Raw genomic sequence first — 17,730 nt, forward strand, 5'->3', positions numbered from 1 at the left:
CTCGGTGGCCGACTGGCCGGGGCGCGGGCGGAACGGGCGGCCCGGTCGCCGCAGTTCCACGACGGGACGTTCCACAACCGGGCGAGCACCCGGACGGCGCCCGTCCCGGACAGCAACCTGTTCCGCGAGATGATCTTCGGTAAGCAGCAGCGCCGGCCGACGGGTGCCGTGCCGCTGGTCCGCCCGACGCCCGCGCCGGACGTCGACCGGGCCCGCGAGCTGAACCTCGTCTGGTACGGCCACGCCTCCACGCTGATCGAGATCGAGGGCCGGCGGGTGCTGCTCGACCCGGTCTGGAGCGACAGGTGCTCGCCGTCGGACGCGGTCGGTCCGCGTCGCCTGCACGAGCCGCCGGTACGCCTCGACGAACTGCCGCAGCTCGACGCGATCCTGATCTCCCACGACCACTACGACCACCTCGACATGGCCACCGTGCGGGAGCTGACCGCCCGCCAGTCGGCGCCGTTCCTGGTGCCGCTCGGCGTCGGCGCGCACCTCGACCGGTGGGGCGTGCCGGCGCACCGAGTGATCGAACTGGACTGGTCGCAGACGCACCGGGTGGCCGACCTGGAGATCACCTGCACCGCCGCGCAGCACTTCTCCGGCCGGGGACTGCGACGCAACGGCACGCTCTGGAGTTCCTGGGTGGTCGCCGGTCGGCAGCGGAAGGTCTACTACACCGGGGACTCCGGCTACTTCGACGGGTACGCCGAGATCGGGGCGGCGTACGGGCCGTTCGACGCGACGCTGGTGCAGATCGGCGCGTACGACCGGGCCTGGCCGGGGATCCACATGTTCCCGGAGGAGGCCGTCGCCGCCCACCTCGACCTGCGCGGCGGGCTGTTCGTGCCGGTGCACTGGGCGACCTTCAACCTCGCGCTGCACGACTGGTCCGAGCCGGTGGACCGGCTCTGGGCCGAGGCGAAGGCCCGCGACGTCCGGCTGGCCGTGCCCCGACCCGGCGAGCGGGTCGTGGTGGACGACCCGCCGTCGGTCGACGGCTGGTGGCAGGCGGTCGCCTGAGCTCTTCGCTGTTGTTAGGAGGGGTCCCTTCCTATGCCGTAGGCGTTAGGAAGGGACCCCTCCTTGCATCTGTCAGAGGACGAAGGCGTCGGTCCAGAGGGCGCCGGAGCGACCGGAGAGGGCGTCCAGCATCGCCACCGCCTGACCGTCGGTGAGCTGGGCGACGAAGTCCACGATGGCGCGGCCCCGCGCCTTGCCGAGCCGGTCCGGGGTACGCGGGTGCAGCTCCGCCTCGGCCAACTCGACCAGGTCGTGCAGCCGCCGGGGCAGGCGGGACTCCTCCTCCGGGTCGAGCAGCCACTCCAACAGCGCCTCGACCAGGGTGCCGAGCAGCCGGGCCTGACCCCGCTGGTGCAGTGCCAGGTCGGGGCGGGCCAGCACGAACCGGTGATGGACGAACTTGAGCACCTGCACCTCGTGCCACTGCGCCGGGGCCAGCAGCACGTGCCCGGAGCGCATGCCGGGCTGCTCGACCACGGTGATCGCGTCCACGAAACGGTCGGTCCACCGGGCGGAGAACCGGGCGACGTACTGTTCGGCCTCGATCGAGCCGTCGAAGGGCACCGCCAGCAGGCCCTCGACCAGTTCCTCCCGGACGTGTTCGACGGCCGCCGCGAAGGCGTCGTCGTCGGCGATCCAGGCGTCCTTGCGGTGCAGTTGGCGGCGCAGCCGCTCGATCGCCGAGCCGGGCCGGCGGGCCGAGGTCTGCAACGCCGCGTCGGTGATGGCCCGCAGGCTGCCGCCCTCCCGCTGCCAGGCCATCAGCTCGGCGGCGACCGCGCCCTGCTGGAGCACCCCGACGCGATAGAAGTCCTCCACGTCGTGGATGGCGTACGCGACGTCGTCGGCGGTGTCCATCACCGACGCCTCGACGGTCTGCTGCCAGTCGGCGATCCGACCGGCGAACGGCGCGCGGGCCTGCCGCAGGTCCTCCAGCTCGGTGCGGTACGCCCCGAACTTGGCCGAACCGCTGTCCGGGTCGTCCGGGGGCGGGGTGGCGCCGCGCGGCGGCGGGTCCATCAGGCGCGGGTGCGGGTCCGGGTGGTCGAGTCGGGTCCACGGGTACTTCAGCATCGCCGCCCGGACCGCCGCGGTCAGGTCCAGACCGGTGGTGGCCGCGCCCCGGATCTCGGTCGAGGTGACGATCCGGTACGACTGGGCGTTGCCCTCGAAGCCGTCGGTGAGGCCGAGCCGGTGCCGGGCCAGCCGGTCCAGCACCCGTTCGCCCAGGTGCCCGAAGGGCGGGTGGCCGAGGTCGTGGGCGAGCGCGGCGGCCTCCACCACGTCCGGGTCGCAGCCGCCCAGCTTCTCCACCAGGTCACGCTGCCATCCGTCGGCGGTGAGGCGTTCGGCGATCGCGCGGGCCACCTGGGCGACCTTGAGGCTGTGCGTGAGCCGGTTGTGCACCAGCAGCCCGGACCCGCCGGGGCTGACCACCTGGGTGACGCCGCCCAGACGGGTGAAGAACGGCGAGCCGACGATGCGGTCCCGGTCCGCGCGGAACGGGCTGCTCGCGAGGTCGCCGAGGGTGCGCGCGCTGCCGCCGAAGAGACGTCGGGCGCGCGGCTCCACAGGTGGTTCCATGATCGCCACGGTAGCCCGGCAGAATGCACCACGGAACCCACACCAGAAGGCGGAGCCCATCGTGACCCTCTCAGTTGATCAGCGCATCGCCGAGGAGCTCGGCGTCGCCGAGCGCCAGGTCCGCGCGGCCGTGGAGCTGCTCGACGGCGGCGCCACGGTGCCGTTCATCGCGCGGTACCGCAAGGAGGCCACCGGGCTGCTCGACGACACCCAGTTGCGGACGCTCGAGGAGCGCCTGCGCTACCTGCGGGAGCTGGACGAGCGGCGGGCGGCGGTGCTGGAGTCGATCCGCTCCCAGGGCAAGCTGGACGAGGCCCTGGAAGCGCAGATCATGGCGGCCGACTCGAAGTCCCGCCTGGAGGACATCTACCTGCCGTACAAGCCCAAGCGGCGGACCCGGGCGCAGATCGCCCGCGAGGCGGGGCTGGAGCCGCTGGCCGACACGCTGCTCGGCGACCCGGCCCGGGACCCCCGGGAGACCGCCGCCGGCTACGTCGATGCGGACAAGGGGGTGGCCGACGCCGCCGCCGCGCTGGACGGGGCGCGGGCCATCCTGATCGAGCGGTTCGCCGAGGACGCCGACCTGATCGGCACGCTGCGCGAGCAGATGTGGTCGCGCGGCCGGCTGGTGGCCCGGGTACGCGAGGGGCAGGAGTCGGCCGGCGCGAAGTTCGCCGACTACTTCGACTTCGCCGAGCCGTACCCGAAGCTGCCCTCGCACCGCATCCTGGCCATGTTCCGGGGCGAGAAGGAGGGTGTGCTCGACCTGACCATGGACCCGGAGGCCGACGGCGACGCCGACACGGTCACCGGACCGACCCGGTACGAGGCGGCGATCGCCGGCCGGTTCGGGGTCACCGACCAGGGGCGGCCGGCGGATCGGTGGCTGGCCGACACGGTGCGCTGGGCGTGGCGTACCCGGATCCTCATCCACCTCGGCGCGGACCTGCGGATGCGGTTGTGGCAGGCGGCCGAGGAGGAGGCCGTCCGGGTCTTCGCCACCAACCTGCGCGACCTGCTGCTGGCCGCGCCGGCCGGGGCCCGGCCCACGATGGGTCTGGACCCGGGTCTGCGCACCGGGGTGAAGGTGGCGGTGGTGGACGCCACTGGCAAGGTGGTCGCCACCGACACGATCTATCCGCACGAGCCGCGCCGGCAGTGGGACGCCTCGATCGAGACGCTGGCCCGGCTCGCCACGGCGCACCGGGTGGAGCTGGTGGCGATCGGCAACGGTACGGCCAGCCGGGAGACCGACAAGCTCGCCGGTGACCTGATCAAGCGTTTCCCGCAGCTCGGGTTGACCAAGGTGATGGTCTCCGAGGCGGGTGCCTCGGTCTACTCCGCCTCCGCGTACGCGGCGCAGGAGCTGCCCGGGATGGACGTGTCGCTGCGTGGCGCGGTCTCCATCGCGCGCCGGTTGCAGGACCCGCTCGCCGAGCTGGTGAAGATCGACCCGAAGTCCATCGGCGTCGGGCAGTACCAGCACGACCTGTCGGAGGTGAAGCTCTCCCGGTCGCTGGACACGGTGGTGGAGGACTGCGTCAACGGCGTCGGGGTGGACGTGAACACCGCTTCCGCGCCGCTGCTGACCCGGGTCTCCGGGATCGGTGCCGGGCTGGCCGAGAACATCGTGCTGCACCGGGACGCCAACGGGCCGTTCCGCAGCCGCTCCGACCTGCGCAAGGTGCCCCGGCTCGGGCCGAAGGCGTTCGAGCAGTGCGCCGGCTTCCTGCGCATCCCCGACGGCGACGACCCGCTGGACTCCTCCAGCGTGCACCCCGAGGCGTACCCGGTGGTGCGCCGGATCCTGGCCACCACCGGGCAGGACCTGCGGACGCTGATCGGCCGGTCGGCGATCCTGCGCGGCCTGCGGGCCACCGACTTCGTCGACGAGACGTTCGGTCTGCCGACGGTCACCGACATCCTCGCCGAGTTGGAGAAGCCGGGGCGCGACCCGCGTCCGGAGTTCAGGACCGCCACCTTCGTCGAGGGCGTCGAGAAGATCGGTGACCTGACGCCGGGGATGGTGCTGGAGGGCGTGGTCACCAACGTGGCCGCCTTCGGCGCCTTCGTCGACGTCGGGGTGCACCAGGACGGTCTGGTGCACGTGTCGGCGATGTCGCGCACCTTCGTCAAGGACCCGCGCGAGGTGGTGAAGTCCGGCGACGTGGTGAAGGTCAAGGTGCTGGACGTGGACGTGCCGCGCAAGCGCATCTCGTTGACGCTGCGGCTGGACGACGACGCGGAGGCCGCCCGGGGCGGCACGCGCGAGCGCGGTACCGAGCGCGACGGCCGGTTGCAGCTCGGCGTCGAGGTACCCGCCGGACAACGGAATCGCGCCTTCCGGCGGTAACGCCAGTAACGCCTGCATCTCCTGCTCGCCGGCCGGGCGGGGACCGAGCGCCACCGTCTGCCAGGACAGGTCGGGCGCCGGTCGCTCGTCCGGCCGGGCGGCCACGAAGGTGCCCCGGCCGGACCGCGCCTCGATCAGCCCTTCGCCCACCAACTGTCGAATGGCCTCGGCGACGGTGACCGGCGACGCGCGGTGCCGGGCGGTCAGCTCGCGTACCGACGGCAGTCGGGCGCCGGGCTCCGCAGCCGCCGCCAGCCGCCGCAGGTCCAGGACAACGCGAGCGGATGCGTTATCGTGATCCATGAGAGCACAGAGTAGCGGTACTGTCCGCGCGGCGATAACGGTGGACCGGCCGCTCGGCCTCGCCCTCGGCGCGCTCGGCGTCCTCACGTTCTCCCTGTCGCTGCCCGCGACCCGCGTCGCCGTGCAGCACCTCGACCCTTGGTTCGTCGCCTTCGGCCGGGCCGTCGGTGCCGCGCTGCTCGCCGGGGCGTACCTGCGACTCACCGCAGCCCCACCACCCACCCGCCGCCAGTGGCGACGCCTGGCGGTCGTCGCCCTCGGCGTGGTCGTCGGGTTCCCGCTGTTCACCTCGCTGGCCCTGACCACCCAGACCGCCGCCCACGGTGCCGTCGTCGTCACCGTGCTGCCCGCCATGACCGCCGTGTTCGCGGTGCTGCGCGCCGGGGAACGCCCACCGAGACGGTTCTGGGCCGCCGGTGCCGCCGGCCTGCTCGCCGTCCTCACCTTCCTCGTCGCCACCGGCACCGTGCACGGTGCCCTGTCCCTGGCCGACCTCTATCTGCTGGCCGCCGTCGTCCTCTGCGGCCTCGGCTACGCCGAAGGCGGCGCACTCGCCCGCGAACTCGGCGGCGCGCAGACCATCTGCTGGGCCCTGCTGCTCGCGCTGCCGGTCACCGTGCCCGTCACCGTCGTGGCCGCCGTGACCCACCCGCCGACGGCCGACGTCGCCGCCTGGTCGGCCTTCGGCTACCTGACCACGGTCTCCATGTTCCTGGGCTTCTTCGCCTGGTACGCGGGCCTGGCCCGGGGCGGCATCGCCCAGGTCGGCCAGATCCAACTCGCCCAGCCGGTGCTGACCCTGCTCTGGTCCGCGCTGCTGCTCGCCGAGACCGTCAGCGCGGCGTCGATCGTCGCCGCGCTGGTCGTGCTCGTCTGTGTCGTGTGGACCCAACGCACCCGCGTCCCCGCCGGGTGAGTGGTCTCGGCAACGGTGAGTGAGGTGTGTGCCTCAGCGGGACTTGGTGGCTCGGACGAAGCTGGTCCACTCCGTGGGGGAGAAGGCGAGGACAGGCCCGGCCGGGTCCTTGCTGTCGCGAACGGCGACGAGGCCGGGCAGGTTGTCGGCGACCTCCACGCAATTGCCGCCGTTGCTGCCGCTGCGGGTGCTCTTACGCCACTGGGCTCCAGCCAGATCAGCCATGGTGGACCTCCCCGATGATCTTGTTGATGAGCTGCCTTGATTCTGCCTCATCCAGGGACAGGTCATCGAGGCTTGCCCACACCTCTTCGTAGGCTGCGTATTCCTCGGGCCGGTCCAGATAGAGCGCTCCGGTCCATGATTCGCAGTAGACCACCGACGGTTCGGGCGTGGTCCGCTTGCCAGGTGGGAAGTCGAGGATGACGAACGTACCCGCCTCTGCTCCTCGGTGCATCCTCGCAGTCAGTGGAAGCACCCGGATGGACACGTTCGACATCTCGTCGGCCGTCAGGAGATGACGAAGCTGGTCGGCCATGACCGCAGCATCGCCGACGGTGCGAATAAGTGCCGCTTCGGCGAGGACGACCTCGAACTTGGGGGCCTGCGGGAGTCGACGTTTCAAAATCTCCTGCCGTTGCAGGCGCACCCTCACCAAGCGTTCCCGTTCCACTTCGGTAGCGTCGGCTCGCTGCTGATAGACCGCTTGTGCATAGTCACAGGTCTGGAGCAGGCCAGGGATAAGAGTGTCTTCGTACTCCCGAAGCTGGTGGGCGGTGGATTCCAGCCCCACGTATAGCTCGAACCAGTCAGGGATGGCGACCCCGTAGGAGTGCCACCAGCCTTTGGCCTTGGTCTCGGTGGCCAGAGCGACGAGGGCGGTGGTCAGCTCGGGTGTGGCGGCGTACAGCTCACACATGACCTTGACGTCGAGCGGGCGGGCCGGGCCGAGGCCGCTCTCCATGCGCCACATCTTCTGTCGGCTGCACTGCATCGCCTCGGCAGCGCCGTCGAGGGTCATGCGTGCTTCGGTGCGAAGGTCGCGCAGTGCTCGCCCGAGCTGTCGCCGGGGGACTGTCGATCCCATGTCGTCGGCCATCCGCCACCCTCCCGTGTTGCGTTTTGTTACATCCGCACGCCATCGGTGAAACGTCGAACGGTTGCGTGAAAATGATCGGTATCAGCGCCGTCCGCGCGAAAGTGCCTGAGCCTCTGACCTTACAAGAAGTTCCGACAACGAGCCATCACCGCGCAATTCCCCTGGGCGTCGCACATCTGTCGTCTGACGCTGCGCTGAGGTGCGCTGAAAAGCGGCCGTGCAACATCTTGTGATTCATGTACGCGAGTTTCAATGATTGCGGAAATGGCGACGTCAGCCGTCGATGACCCTGAGGTAGACGGTGCCGCTGGTGGTGTCGAGGTACACGACCCCGTGGTACTTCGTGGTCCGCACGTCGGCGGCATACTGCTCGTTGACCTGCCAGTTCCCGCTGTCTGGCAGGAAGGGACGAAGCGCGGCACCCAGCGTGCCGTCCCACCCGGCAGGAGCGGGCTGCCACTCGTACTGTTCGACGGCCGACACTCGGTCGCCAGGCTGCAACACGACCAACGCCTCGATGCGAATGTCGGTCGGACCGGGCGCGCGGGAATCGCCCGTCCCGGCGGCGCCCGCCTGCCAGTGCACCTCCGCGACGTCGCCGAGGTGCGGGAAACGCTTGGTGATCGGTTCCCGGTCGGTGCGTACGGGTGGTGGGCTCACGGTGGTGGTCCTCGCCGTCGGACGCCCGTGGTCGGGTGTGCCGGTGACACAGCCGGTGAGGCCCAACAGGACTGCTGTCACCAGGAGCCCAGTGCGCAGATCAGCCAATCGAACGTCCCTCCGCGCGATCCTCACCGGAGGCGTGGCGTTCGGGCCGGTGCCACCGTGAAGGTCGGAATTCTCTGGCCCACCCTAAGGTCGAGAAGCGGCCGTCGTGCCGCCGCCGGTCTCGGAGGGCTCGTACGTCGTCTCGACCGGACGTCGGACATCGAGAAGCGAGGCCAGGTAGTCGCGGGTCTCCGGGTCGGTGGAGTACAGGACGGTTCCGCGCATGCCCCGTGTCATGAGGACCTTGTAGGTGTTGCGGATCAGCCGGTCCGCCTCGTCGTCGCTGAGCGCCTTGCGGCTGCGGAACGCCGGGTCCTTCGACTCCGCCCGATCGGTGACCAGGCGGCCGTCCCGAGCGACGAGGTCCGGTCCGAGGATGACGCCCGACCACGCGTACTCGAAGCCCTGCGCCGTGTAGACGCAGCCCACCTGGCCGAATCCGTTCGGATCGGTGGCCCAGAACGCGCTGCCCGGTGCGTCGCCCACACTACGGTCGCTCTTGACGTTCCACGGCCGCGCCCAGCTTCCGATCTGCACGTCCGCCACCAGGGAGTCGTCCGGGCGGGGGTCACTCCACGGCCAGCAGTAGCCCGCCGACATGCGGGCGGTCTCACCGGCGGCCTGCCGACCGGCCAGGAACGCCTCCATCTCCTCGGGTGACTCTGCCAGCCGCAGGTCGAACCGGCCGTCGCCGGTCCAGACCGAGGGCTCACCACCGTCGAGGCCGAGCAGGTCGAGAACCCACTGCTCGTACGCGTCGCTGCCGCCGCACCGGAACTGGTCGTGCAGCGAGACGACCTCGACGTGCAGGTCGAGCTGTGCGGCGTACGCGGAGATGACCTCGACGTTGCCCAACTCGCCCGGCTTGACCACCTGGTGCTCGTCGAGCAGGAACACCGGCACCCGTGCCGCCGCGATCAGCTCGTCGATCTGGGGGCGTGCCTTGTCCCGCTTGGCCTTGGGCGTGAACCGGTTGACCGACGTCTCCCGGATGCGGTGTGCCTCGTCGCAGATCAGCACGTCGAGGCCGTTGCGTTCGGCGGTCATGAAGCTGTTGAAGTACCCGAACAGGTTCTTCAACCGCGACGAACCCTTGCCGGCGTACTTGCGCAGGGTCTGGGTGAACGACCGGGAACCGGTGGCGTGCATGACCGAGCGGTTCTGCCGGGCCAACTCACCGAGGACCGACAGGGCGATCACGCTCTTCCCACTGCCGGGGCCGCCCGAGACCACCACGACCGACTTGCGGTCCCCGGCGCGGGAGCGTTCCACGGCGTGCAGCACCAGTTCGTACGCCAGGCGCTGCTCGTCGAGCAACGTGAAGTGCGACCGCTGCTTCAACTCGGCTGCCGCGTACGACAACAGGTGCTTGCTCGGTCGGACGGCGCTGGTGAGGAACCGGTCGGCGGCGGCCGCGCCCGACGTGGGGGCCAGGTGGGTACGCAGGTGGTCGAGGAACTGGCCGCGCCGCTGCTTCGTGAAGATCCGGCTCTGCTCGGTGGCCCTGAGCTGGAAGAGTTCGTCGACGTCCCGGTCGACGGCGTTGTGCAGGTAGGCGACACCGGCGATCGGGGCACGTCGGTCGGAGAGCACACCGAGAAAGTCACCGAGGTACTCGCAGTAGTCACTGACCTGCACGCCCGGGTGCAGGCGCGGTTCGCGGGCGTGCTCGACCAGCACCAGCGTGTCGGACCCCTCGTAGGACTCCGCCCGCGACCACTGCTTGAGTTCCACCACCACGTAGGAGTCCTCGTCGGTGCGGGGGTGCGTGCCCACCAGGACCACGTCGACACGCTTGCTGGTCAATGGCAGTTGGTACTCGACGAGCATCTCGACCTGACCGAGTCCGGCATCGGCCAGATCCTGCGCGAGCACCGGCAGGCTCCGCTCCCAGGACCTGCGTTCGGCCGGGCTCACGCGACGGCCGATCGCGTCGATGATCCGGTCGGCGAGATCGCCGTTGGCGGCGTGACGGAGAAGTCCCTCGGCGGAGGTGCGGAACGCTGACAACACTTGCCCCCGGGCAGCACGAAATGATCGTGCGCATGGGGGGCGTGTCCGGTCGGCGCCGGAAGCCCGTCGTTACGCGCCTGTACGCGCCGGACTTTAGCGGAGAGATCATTTCTCCGCACGCACCGCTACCGCTTCGCCACCGAACCCTTGGCCTCGCTGACGGGATAGCGGGTGGCGACCTCGGTGAGCTTGTCCCGGGCGGCGTCCTCCAGGTCGATGTCGAGGACGTCCGCGAGTCGCGTCAGGTAGATCATCACGTCGCCGATCTCCGCGCGTACGCGGGCACCCGCCTCGGGGTCGGCCATGACCGCGCTCGCCTGCTCGGGGGTGAGCCACTGGAACTCGGCGAGCAACTCGCCGACCTCGCCCGCGAGGGCCATGGTGAGGTTCTTGGGCGTGTGGAACTGCTGCCAGTCCCGCTCGTCGGCAAAGGCGCGTACCCGCTCGGTCAGGTCTTTCACCGAGGCATGGTCTCACGGTGCGGGCCGCGAACCGTCGACCTGGCCCTACCGCACAGACTTCGACTACCATCAATGTATGGTGTCGCGTCGATCTCTCTTGCGGACGGTGCCGCTCGCCGCCGCCGCGCTAACCGCCACCCGAGACCGTTCCCGTTGGTGGAACGAGTCGTCCACCTCGACAGAACCGACCCGCGTCCCGCCCGACCCGGCCGCGATGGCCGCCGCCGCGACTGCGGTACGCGGCTTCTCCGCCGACCTCTACCGCGAGCTGGCGTCGAGTCGCCCCGGCGGTAACGTGGTGTGCGCGCCGTACTCGGTCAATCTCGCACTCGCGATGACGCGGGCGGGTGCCCGCTCGACCACGGCGGACGAGATGGATGCCGTGCTCCACGCGCCGAATCCGCGGCCCGGCGCGCTCGACAGCGGGCTCAACACCGTCGCACAGTCGCTCGCCAACCGGTACCAGAACGGTGACGGCGTCGCGCGGCCCCTGCTGACCACGGCCAACGCTCTGTGGACGAGGCTCGACCTGGGCCTGCGCCACGGTTTCCAGAACACTCTGGCCGGCTACTACGGTGCCGCGCCGCACCCGGTCGACTTCCGGGGCGCTCCGGAGGCGACCCGCCAGGAGATCAACACCTGGGTGTCCGATCGGACCAACGCGAAGATCCCGGAGCTGTTGCCCTCCGGTGTCCCGACCCCCGACACCAGTCTGATCCTCACCAACACGACCTATCTGAAGGCGGCCTGGCTCTACCCGTTCAGGGCGACGGCCACGGCGACGGAGCGGTTCACCAGGGACGACGGTGCCGGTGTCGACGTCGCGATGATGCGTGGGCCTTTCGACGGGATGGGCTACCAGGAGGGCGATGGGTGGCGCGCGGTCGACGTGCCGTTCGCAGGTGACGGACTGGGCATGGCGATCGTCATGCCGACCCGCAACGACCTGGCGGCGATCGAGGCCAACCTCGACGTCACGTGGCTGGGTGCATTGCTCACCGGCTTCCGGAACGCCCTCGTCGAACTGCGCCTGCCCCGGTGGACTTTCCGCCTGCCGGCGGAGTTGGCTGCCGCGCTGGGCAACCTCGGCATGCCGACCGCGTTCAGCTCGCGGGCCGACTTCACCGGCATGAGCACCGAACCGGCCCTGAGCATCGACGACGTGCTGCACGAGACGTTCATCGCCGTGGACGAGAAGGGCACGGAGGCGGCGGCCGCGTCGGCTGTCATCGTACGGCCGCCGTCGATCCCGCAGGGTCCGCAGTTCTTCGTGAACCGGCCGTTCCTGTACGTCATCCACGACCGGTTCACCGGTGTGCCGCTGTTCCTCGGGCGGGTGCACGACCCGCTGGTCACCGGCCCGTAGGGCGGCCTCCTCGCTGATCCGGGCGCCCGCCGCCTGCCCGGTGGCGCGCGCTGACCGGTCGGGCGGGTGTTACCGATGGGCTACGCCGATGAAACACGCCGCTGAGATCGTCGTCCATCGATCAAGGAGGCGGCGATGACGACACCCACCACGCGACGGCAGTTTCTCCAGGCGGTCGGGGTATCCGGCGGTGCCGGGGTGCTCTACGGGACGATGGGCGCGCTCGGGTTGGCCCCCGCCGCGCAGGCCGCACCGCCGTTCCGCGCGCCGAACCGGTCGGACTTCACGCTGACCGGGCGGTCCGCGAAGTCCGTCGTCGTGCTCGGCGCGGGCATCGCCGGACTGACCACGGCGTACGAGTTGGGCAAGGCGGGTTACCGGGTGACCGTGCTGGAGGCGCGGAGCCGCCCGGGTGGGCGTAACTGGACGGTGCGCGGTGGCACCAGCGAGACCGACCTCGACGGGCACACCCAGCGCGCCCGGTTCACCGGTGGGCAGTACATGAACGCCGGTCCGGCGCGGATCGCCCAGCACATGGTGACCATGGACTACTGCCGGGAGCTGGGCGTCCCGGTCGAGATCTTCGGCAACCAGAACGCCGACGGCTACTACTACAACGAGGACGTCGGTCCGCTCTCCGGCACACCGATCCGGCACCGCGAGGCGAAGGCGGACGTCTACGGGTACGTCTCCGAACTGCTCGCCAAGGCCACCGACCAGGGTGCGCTCGACGGGCAGCTCACCGCCGACGACAAGGAACGTCTGCTGGAGTTCCTGCGCGGATTCGGCGCCATCGGCGGCCGGGTGGCGGGGAACCCGGCGGCGAGTTGGCGGTACGCGGGCACCAACCGCCGTGGCTACCAGGTCGAACCGGGCGCCGGCAACGAGGCGGGTACGCCGAAACTGACCCCGCACTCCCTGCCGGACGTGCTGGCCAGCGGCGTCGGCCGGTACTTCTCCTTCGAGTTCGGCTACGACCAGGCGATGCTGATGTTCCAGCCGGTCGGCGGAATGGATCGCATCGCGTACGCCCTGGAGGAGGCCGTGGGGCGCGGACGCATCAGCTACGGCGCGGAGGTGCGGTCGATCTCGAACACCGGTTCCGGGGTCTCGGTCGTCCACGCCGGACCCGGCGGTCGGGTGCGGACCGTCACTGCGGACTTCTGCGTCTGCACGATTCCGCCGCCGGTGCTGGCGCGGATCCCGTCGAACCTGTCCCAGCCGGTGCGGGCCGCCCTCGACTACGCGGTGCCGACCGCCACCGGCAAGATCGGGTTGCAGTACCGGCGGCGCTGGTGGGAGCAGGACGAGAACATCTACGCCGGCATCACCAACACCAACCTGGACCTGTCCGCGATCTGGTACCCGTCCTACGGCTACCACGGCGCGAAGGGTCTGGTCATCGGCTACTACAACTTCGGTGCCAACGCCCAGTCGTACGCGGCCCTGCCGCCCGCCGAGCGGGAGGCCCGCGCCGTCGCCCAGGGCGTGAAGATCCACGGCGAGGCGTACCGCAGCGAGGTGGAGGCGTCGTTCTCGGTGGCCTGGGAGCGGACCCGCCACAGCGAGGGCGGCTGGATGTCGTGGCCCTCGCGGACCAGCGGTGGGCACTACGGGCGGCTGCTGGAGCCGGACGGTCGGGTCTACTTCGCCGGTGACCACCTCAGCCACTACATCGCCTGGCAGGCCGGTGCCTTCGAGTCGGCCCGCAAGGTCGTGTCCGACCTGCACGCCCGCGTGATGTCGACCTGAGCTGTCCGACCCCTCCTCGTCTGCCCGCCGGGCGGACGGGTGTCGCGCGCCCACCGGCCGGAACTTGTCGTACCCGGCCGGTATGACCGTCAGTGAACGGCACCGGCGTGGCAATCGGGGTTCATCGGACACGACAGGAGAATGGCGACATGGCCACACGACAACACACACCACACCAGGTCGGCACCACGCGCCACGGAGAGCCGCGATGACCGGCGTACGGGTGCTGGTCGGCACCCGCAAGGGCGCGTTCCTGCTCACCTCGGACGGTCGACGCGCCGACTGGACGGTCGACGGGCCGCACTTCGGCGGCTGGGAGATCTTCCACCTCACCGGCTCACCGGCCGACCCGGACCGGCTCTACGCCTCACAGTCCGGCGGCTGGTTCGGGCAGTTGATCCAGCGCTCCGACGACGGCGGTAAGACCTGGGCCACCGTCGGCAACGACTTCGCGTACACCGGCGAGGTCGGCGAGCACCTCTGGTACGACGGCACGCCGCGCCCGTGGGAGTTCAAGCGGATCTGGCACCTGGAGCCGTCCCGCGACGACCCCGACACCGTGTACGCCGGTGCCGAGGACGCCGCCCTCTACGTCTCGAACGACGGCGGCCAGAAGTGGACCGAGCTGACCGCGTTGCGGACCCACCGGACCGGCCCGTCGTGGCAGCCCGGCGCCGGTGGTCTCTGCCTGCACACGATCATCCTGGACCCGGTGCACCCGGGCCGGATCTACACCGCCATCTCGGCGGCGGGCGCGTTCCGCAGCGACGACTCGGGCGCGAGCTGGCTGCCGATCAACAAGGGCCTGCGGTCGGGGGAGATCCCCGACACCGACGCCGAGGTGGGCCACTGCGTCCACCACATCGCCCAGCACCCGTCGCGGCCGGACACGCTGTTCATGCAGAAGCACTGGGACGTGATGCGCAGCGACGACGCCGGTGCGAACTGGCGTGAGATCAGCGGCGACCTGCCCTCGGACTTCGGGTTTCCGATCGCGGTGCACGCCCACGAGCCGGAGACGATCTACGTCGTACCGATCAAGAGCGACTCCGAGCACTACCCACCGGAGGGGCGGTTGCGGGTCTACCGCAGTCGCACCGGCGGCGACGAGTGGGAGCCGCTGACCACCGGGCTGCCGCAGTCCGACTGCTACGTCAACGTCCTGCGCGACGCGATGGCGGTCGACACGCTCGACGAGTGCGGCATCTATGTCGGCACCACCGGCGGGCAGGTCTACCACTCGGCGAACGGCGGCGACACCTGGGCGCCGATCGTCCGGGACCTGCCCCCGGTGCTCTCCGTGGAAGTCCAGGTGTTGCCGTGATCCGGGTCGTCCTCCCGGCCCACCTGAAGACCCTCGCCAAGGTCACCGGCGAGGTACGCCTGGAGGTGGCCGGTCCGGACGGGGGGCCGGCCACCCAGCGCCTGGTGCTGGACGCGTTGGAGGCGCGCTATCCGATGCTGCTCGGCACCATCCGGGACCGGCACAGCGGCAAACGTCGCGCCTTCGTCCGCTTCTACGCCTGCGAGGAGGACCTCTCGCACTCCCCACCCGACGCACCGCTGCCCGAGGAGGTGCTCACCGGCGCGGAACCGTACATCGTCCTGGGCGCGATGGCCGGGGGATAGCGGGCCACCGTCGCGGCCGGGGGAGAGCCGACCGTCACAGCCCTCGGGCGAACAGCGCCAGCCGGACCCGGTTGGGGCTGCCGGTCTTGGTCATCAGGCTGGTGATGTGGGTCTTCACCGTGGTCACGCCGATGTGCAGCCGCTCGGCGATCTCCCCGTTGGACAGTCCCTCCGCGACCAGGTCGAGCACGTCCTGCTCCCGAGCGGTCAGACCGTCGACCGGTGCCGGTGTCTCGGCGCGGGCGTGCACCGCCCGAGTCACGAGGCGGCGCAGCACGTCCTGGCTGAACGGGCTGTCCCCGGCGGCGGCCCGCCGGACGCCCTCCAGCAGCTCGGTGGGGGGCGCGTCCTTGAGCAGGAACCCACAGGCGCCGGCGGTGAGCGCCGGATAGAGGTGGTCGTCGTCGCCGAACGTGGTCAACACCAGCACCCGGATGGCGGGCCGGTCGGCCAGGATGCGGCTGGTCGCGGTGATGCCGTCGACGCCCGGCATGCGCAGGTCCATCACCACCACGTCGGGGACCAACCGCGCCGCCAACGTGATCGCCTCGCGGCCGTTGTCGGCCTCACCGACCACCTCGATGTCGGGCTGCGCGTCGCAGAGCATGCGCAACCCGGCGCGGATCAGGTGCTGGTCGTCCACCAGCAGTACGCGGATCATGATGCCTCCACCGGGTGCGGCACGTCGCGGTCCGGCGTGGCGGGCAGCACCGTACGGACCCGCCAGCCGCTGCCGGTCGGCCCCGCCTCCAGGTGCCCGCCGAGGACCTCGACCCGTTCCCGCATCCCGGTGATGCCGTGGCCGCCGCCCGCCGGCACCGCCGTCGGGACCGCGCCGCGCCCGTTGTCCGTCACCTCCAGGTGCACCGCGCCGTCGACCACGGTGACGCTCAGCCGGGCCAGCGCGGCGGCACCGGCGTGCTTGGCGACGTTGGTCAGCGACTCCTGGGTCAGGCGCAGCACCGCCAGGCCCCGGACCGCGTCGAGTGACGCGACCGCCGGGTCGACCTCCGCCTCCACCGTCACCCCGGCCTGACGGGCCCGATCAACCGCCGCGCCGATCGCGGCCGGTACCGCCGACGGCTCGATCGCGGTGAGTGCCGCGTCGCCGCGTACGCCGTCCGGGTCGCGCAGCACCGCGACCAGCCGGCGCAGGTCGGCCAGGGCGGCGCTGCCGGTGCCGTGCACGTCGTCGAACACCTCGTCCACCCGGGGATCCAGGTCGGTCAGCACGTGCCGGGCCACGCCGACCCGCAGCACCATCGACGCCACGTGGTGCGCGACGACGTCGTGCAGTTCCCGCGCGATGGCGCTGCGCTCGTCGGCCCGGGCGGCGCGGTTCTCCGACTCGCGCCGCCGCTGCTCCTCCTCGGCGCGCTGCTGCGCCTGCCGGCCCAGCTCCTGCGTGGTCCGGATGACCAGGCCCAGCAGCACCGGCACACCGACGTCCACCACCAGCCCGGACGCCGTGGCGAGAAGCCACTCGACCGGTTCGCCCCGTACACCGGTCAGGTCGACCAGGGCCAGCAGACCGGCGCCCCACCAGATCGTGCGGGTCCGGCTCGCCCGCACGGTCAACTCCAGCAACGCCCACCCGGCGCCCACCTGGTTGATCATCACGTCGTCGATGACGTGGATCGCGACCGCCAGCAGCGCCACCTGCACCAGCAGGTTGCCCACCAGCCGGCGGAACAGCAGCAGCCCGGCGGCGAACGCGGCCACCGCCAGGACCAACTGCGTGGTGGTGGGCGTACTGGCGTGCAGCCCACCGAAGGAGAGGTAGAAGACGCCCGCGATGATGACCAGGACCATCCGCACGCGGGCGTCCCGCGCGTCGAACAAGCGACCCAGCCATCCCACGGTGACCAAGCCTAGGCCCTGCTGCTCGGCGCTGAGACCGGCCGGGTCCAGCGGGTACGCACCACCAGATAGACGGCCAGCCCGATCGGCCCGAGCAGAATCGTCGACACCAGCACCGGCGCCATGACCAGCGCGGGCATCCGCCGCTCGCGGCTGTCCCGCCACGCCCACGCCCCGACGAAGAGGTCGAACGCGATCATGTGCGCCCAGGCCGCCGCCGCACCGTCGTCGGTGCCCAGCAGGTCGCGGATGCCGTCCAGGGTCGGCGAGGCCACCGCCGGCAGCACGTCGCCCAACGCGGGGAGCACCAGCACCGTGTAGATCACCAGGACCGGGGCCACGATCAGCGGCGAGGCGATGATCCGGCTGGTCATGTGCCAGCGCGGCAGCAGGATCATCAGCACCCAGAAGGGCGCGGCCAGCGCGAACGTCAGCGTGAACAGGGCGCCGGTCACACCGTCACCTCGTTCCTCGCGGCGTCGGCCTGCGCCGGGCTGCCGTCGACGGGCGCGGCCACCGGTTCGGGTCGACGTGGGCGCGCGAGCACCGCACCGACGGCGACCACGGTCGCGACCAGCAGCGCCGCGGCGGCGCCCAGGGCTG

16 protein-coding genes and 1 pseudogene are annotated in these 17,730 nt (G+C 71.0%); 7 read left to right on the forward strand and 10 right to left on the reverse strand.

What is annotated here, in order from left to right:
• Window positions 1-1,023 (forward strand): MBL fold metallo-hydrolase (locus EYA84_RS10655; RefSeq protein WP_131052869.1); only part of this gene is annotated, 1,023 nt, incomplete at its 5' end.
• Between the two features lie 72 nt (window positions 1,024-1,095).
• Here EYA84_RS10655 and EYA84_RS10660 read toward each other — a convergent pair.
• Window positions 1,096-2,607, reverse strand: a complete 1,512-nt coding sequence (locus tag EYA84_RS10660) for a deoxyguanosinetriphosphate triphosphohydrolase family protein (RefSeq protein ID WP_131052870.1) — start codon at window positions 2,605-2,607, stop codon at window positions 1,096-1,098.
• Between EYA84_RS10660 and EYA84_RS10665 the strand changes: the two genes are divergently transcribed.
• On the forward strand, window positions 2,606-4,960 hold the full coding sequence (locus EYA84_RS10665) for a Tex family protein (protein ID WP_275540800.1): 2,355 nt from the start codon (window positions 2,606-2,608) through the stop codon (window positions 4,958-4,960). The two genes, EYA84_RS10660 and EYA84_RS10665, sit on opposite strands and share 2 nt — an antisense overlap.
• 162 nt (window positions 4,961-5,122) lie before the next feature.
• Here the strand turns inward: EYA84_RS10665 and EYA84_RS33425 are convergent.
• A pseudogene (locus EYA84_RS33425) lies at window positions 5,123-5,263 on the reverse strand (PLP-dependent aminotransferase family protein); the annotation flags it as partial.
• A gap of 40 nt (window positions 5,264-5,303) precedes the next feature.
• Here EYA84_RS33425 and EYA84_RS10675 point away from each other — a divergent pair.
• Window positions 5,304-6,179, forward strand: coding sequence for a DMT family transporter (locus EYA84_RS10675; protein WP_236145698.1), 876 nt, complete (start codon window positions 5,304-5,306; stop codon window positions 6,177-6,179).
• Between the two features lie 33 nt (window positions 6,180-6,212).
• On the opposite strand, the gene EYA84_RS10680 is transcribed toward EYA84_RS10675, so the two are convergent.
• The 5 genes from EYA84_RS10680 to EYA84_RS10700 all read right to left on the reverse strand — a co-directional run bounded on the left by EYA84_RS10680 (window position 6,213) and on the right by EYA84_RS10700 (window position 10,520).
• Window positions 6,213-6,404 (reverse strand): DUF397 domain-containing protein, encoded by a 192-nt coding sequence (locus EYA84_RS10680; protein WP_131052872.1) that lies wholly within the window; start codon window positions 6,402-6,404, stop codon window positions 6,213-6,215.
• Window positions 6,397-7,278 carry a helix-turn-helix transcriptional regulator gene (locus EYA84_RS10685; RefSeq protein ID WP_131052873.1) on the reverse strand — a complete coding sequence of 294 codons (882 nt, stop codon included), beginning with the start codon at window positions 7,276-7,278 and terminating at the stop codon, window positions 6,397-6,399. The genes EYA84_RS10680 and EYA84_RS10685 overlap by 8 nt, the downstream gene beginning before the upstream one ends.
• 273 nt (window positions 7,279-7,551) lie before the next feature.
• Complete coding sequence (locus EYA84_RS10690; RefSeq protein WP_236145699.1) at window positions 7,552-7,938, reverse strand: hypothetical protein; 387 nt, start codon at window positions 7,936-7,938, stop codon at window positions 7,552-7,554.
• A gap of 192 nt (window positions 7,939-8,130) precedes the next feature.
• Window positions 8,131-10,059 (reverse strand): DUF2075 domain-containing protein, encoded by a 1,929-nt coding sequence (locus tag EYA84_RS10695; protein WP_236145700.1) that lies wholly within the window; start codon window positions 10,057-10,059, stop codon window positions 8,131-8,133.
• Between the two features lie 125 nt (window positions 10,060-10,184).
• Window positions 10,185-10,520 carry a nucleotide pyrophosphohydrolase gene (locus EYA84_RS10700; RefSeq protein ID WP_131052875.1) on the reverse strand — a complete coding sequence of 112 codons (336 nt, stop codon included), beginning with the start codon at window positions 10,518-10,520 and terminating at the stop codon, window positions 10,185-10,187.
• Between the two features lie 76 nt (window positions 10,521-10,596).
• On the opposite strand from EYA84_RS10700, the gene EYA84_RS10705 reads away from it, so the two are divergent.
• The 4 genes from EYA84_RS10705 to EYA84_RS10720 all read left to right on the forward strand — a co-directional run bounded on the left by EYA84_RS10705 (window position 10,597) and on the right by EYA84_RS10720 (window position 15,267).
• Complete coding sequence (locus EYA84_RS10705; protein ID WP_131052876.1) at window positions 10,597-11,886, forward strand: serpin family protein; 1,290 nt, start codon at window positions 10,597-10,599, stop codon at window positions 11,884-11,886.
• 135 nt (window positions 11,887-12,021) lie between these two features.
• A complete protein-coding gene (locus EYA84_RS10710) occupies window positions 12,022-13,638 on the forward strand; it encodes a flavin monoamine oxidase family protein (protein ID WP_131052877.1) in 1,617 nt (538 codons plus the stop codon).
• A 208-nt stretch (window positions 13,639-13,846) separates the two neighbouring features.
• Window positions 13,847-14,962, forward strand: a complete 1,116-nt coding sequence (locus tag EYA84_RS10715; RefSeq protein WP_131052878.1) for a sialidase family protein — start codon at window positions 13,847-13,849, stop codon at window positions 14,960-14,962.
• Window positions 14,959-15,267, forward strand: coding sequence for a MoaD/ThiS family protein (locus EYA84_RS10720; protein WP_131052879.1), 309 nt, complete (start codon window positions 14,959-14,961; stop codon window positions 15,265-15,267). Before EYA84_RS10715 ends, EYA84_RS10720 begins: the two co-directional genes overlap by 4 nt.
• A 34-nt stretch (window positions 15,268-15,301) precedes the next feature.
• On the opposite strand, the gene EYA84_RS10725 is transcribed toward EYA84_RS10720, so the two are convergent.
• Genes EYA84_RS10725 through EYA84_RS10735 form a run of 3 tightly spaced genes read right to left on the reverse strand, consistent with a single transcriptional unit; the run spans window position 15,302 to window position 17,582 of the window.
• Complete coding sequence (locus tag EYA84_RS10725) at window positions 15,302-15,928, reverse strand: response regulator transcription factor (RefSeq protein WP_131052880.1); 627 nt, start codon at window positions 15,926-15,928, stop codon at window positions 15,302-15,304.
• Window positions 15,925-17,127, reverse strand: a complete 1,203-nt coding sequence (locus EYA84_RS10730; protein ID WP_131052881.1) for a sensor histidine kinase — start codon at window positions 17,125-17,127, stop codon at window positions 15,925-15,927. The genes EYA84_RS10725 and EYA84_RS10730 overlap by 4 nt, the downstream gene beginning before the upstream one ends.
• A gap of 11 nt (window positions 17,128-17,138) precedes the next feature.
• Entirely contained in the window at window positions 17,139-17,582 is a 444-nt protein-coding gene (locus EYA84_RS10735; RefSeq protein ID WP_131052882.1) for an ABA4-like family protein, read from the reverse strand.
• Window positions 17,583-17,730 lie beyond the last annotated feature (148 nt).

The sequence above is a fragment of the Verrucosispora sp. SN26_14.1 genome, assembly GCF_004307965.1.
Classification (GTDB): domain Bacteria; phylum Actinomycetota; class Actinomycetes; order Mycobacteriales; family Micromonosporaceae; genus Micromonospora.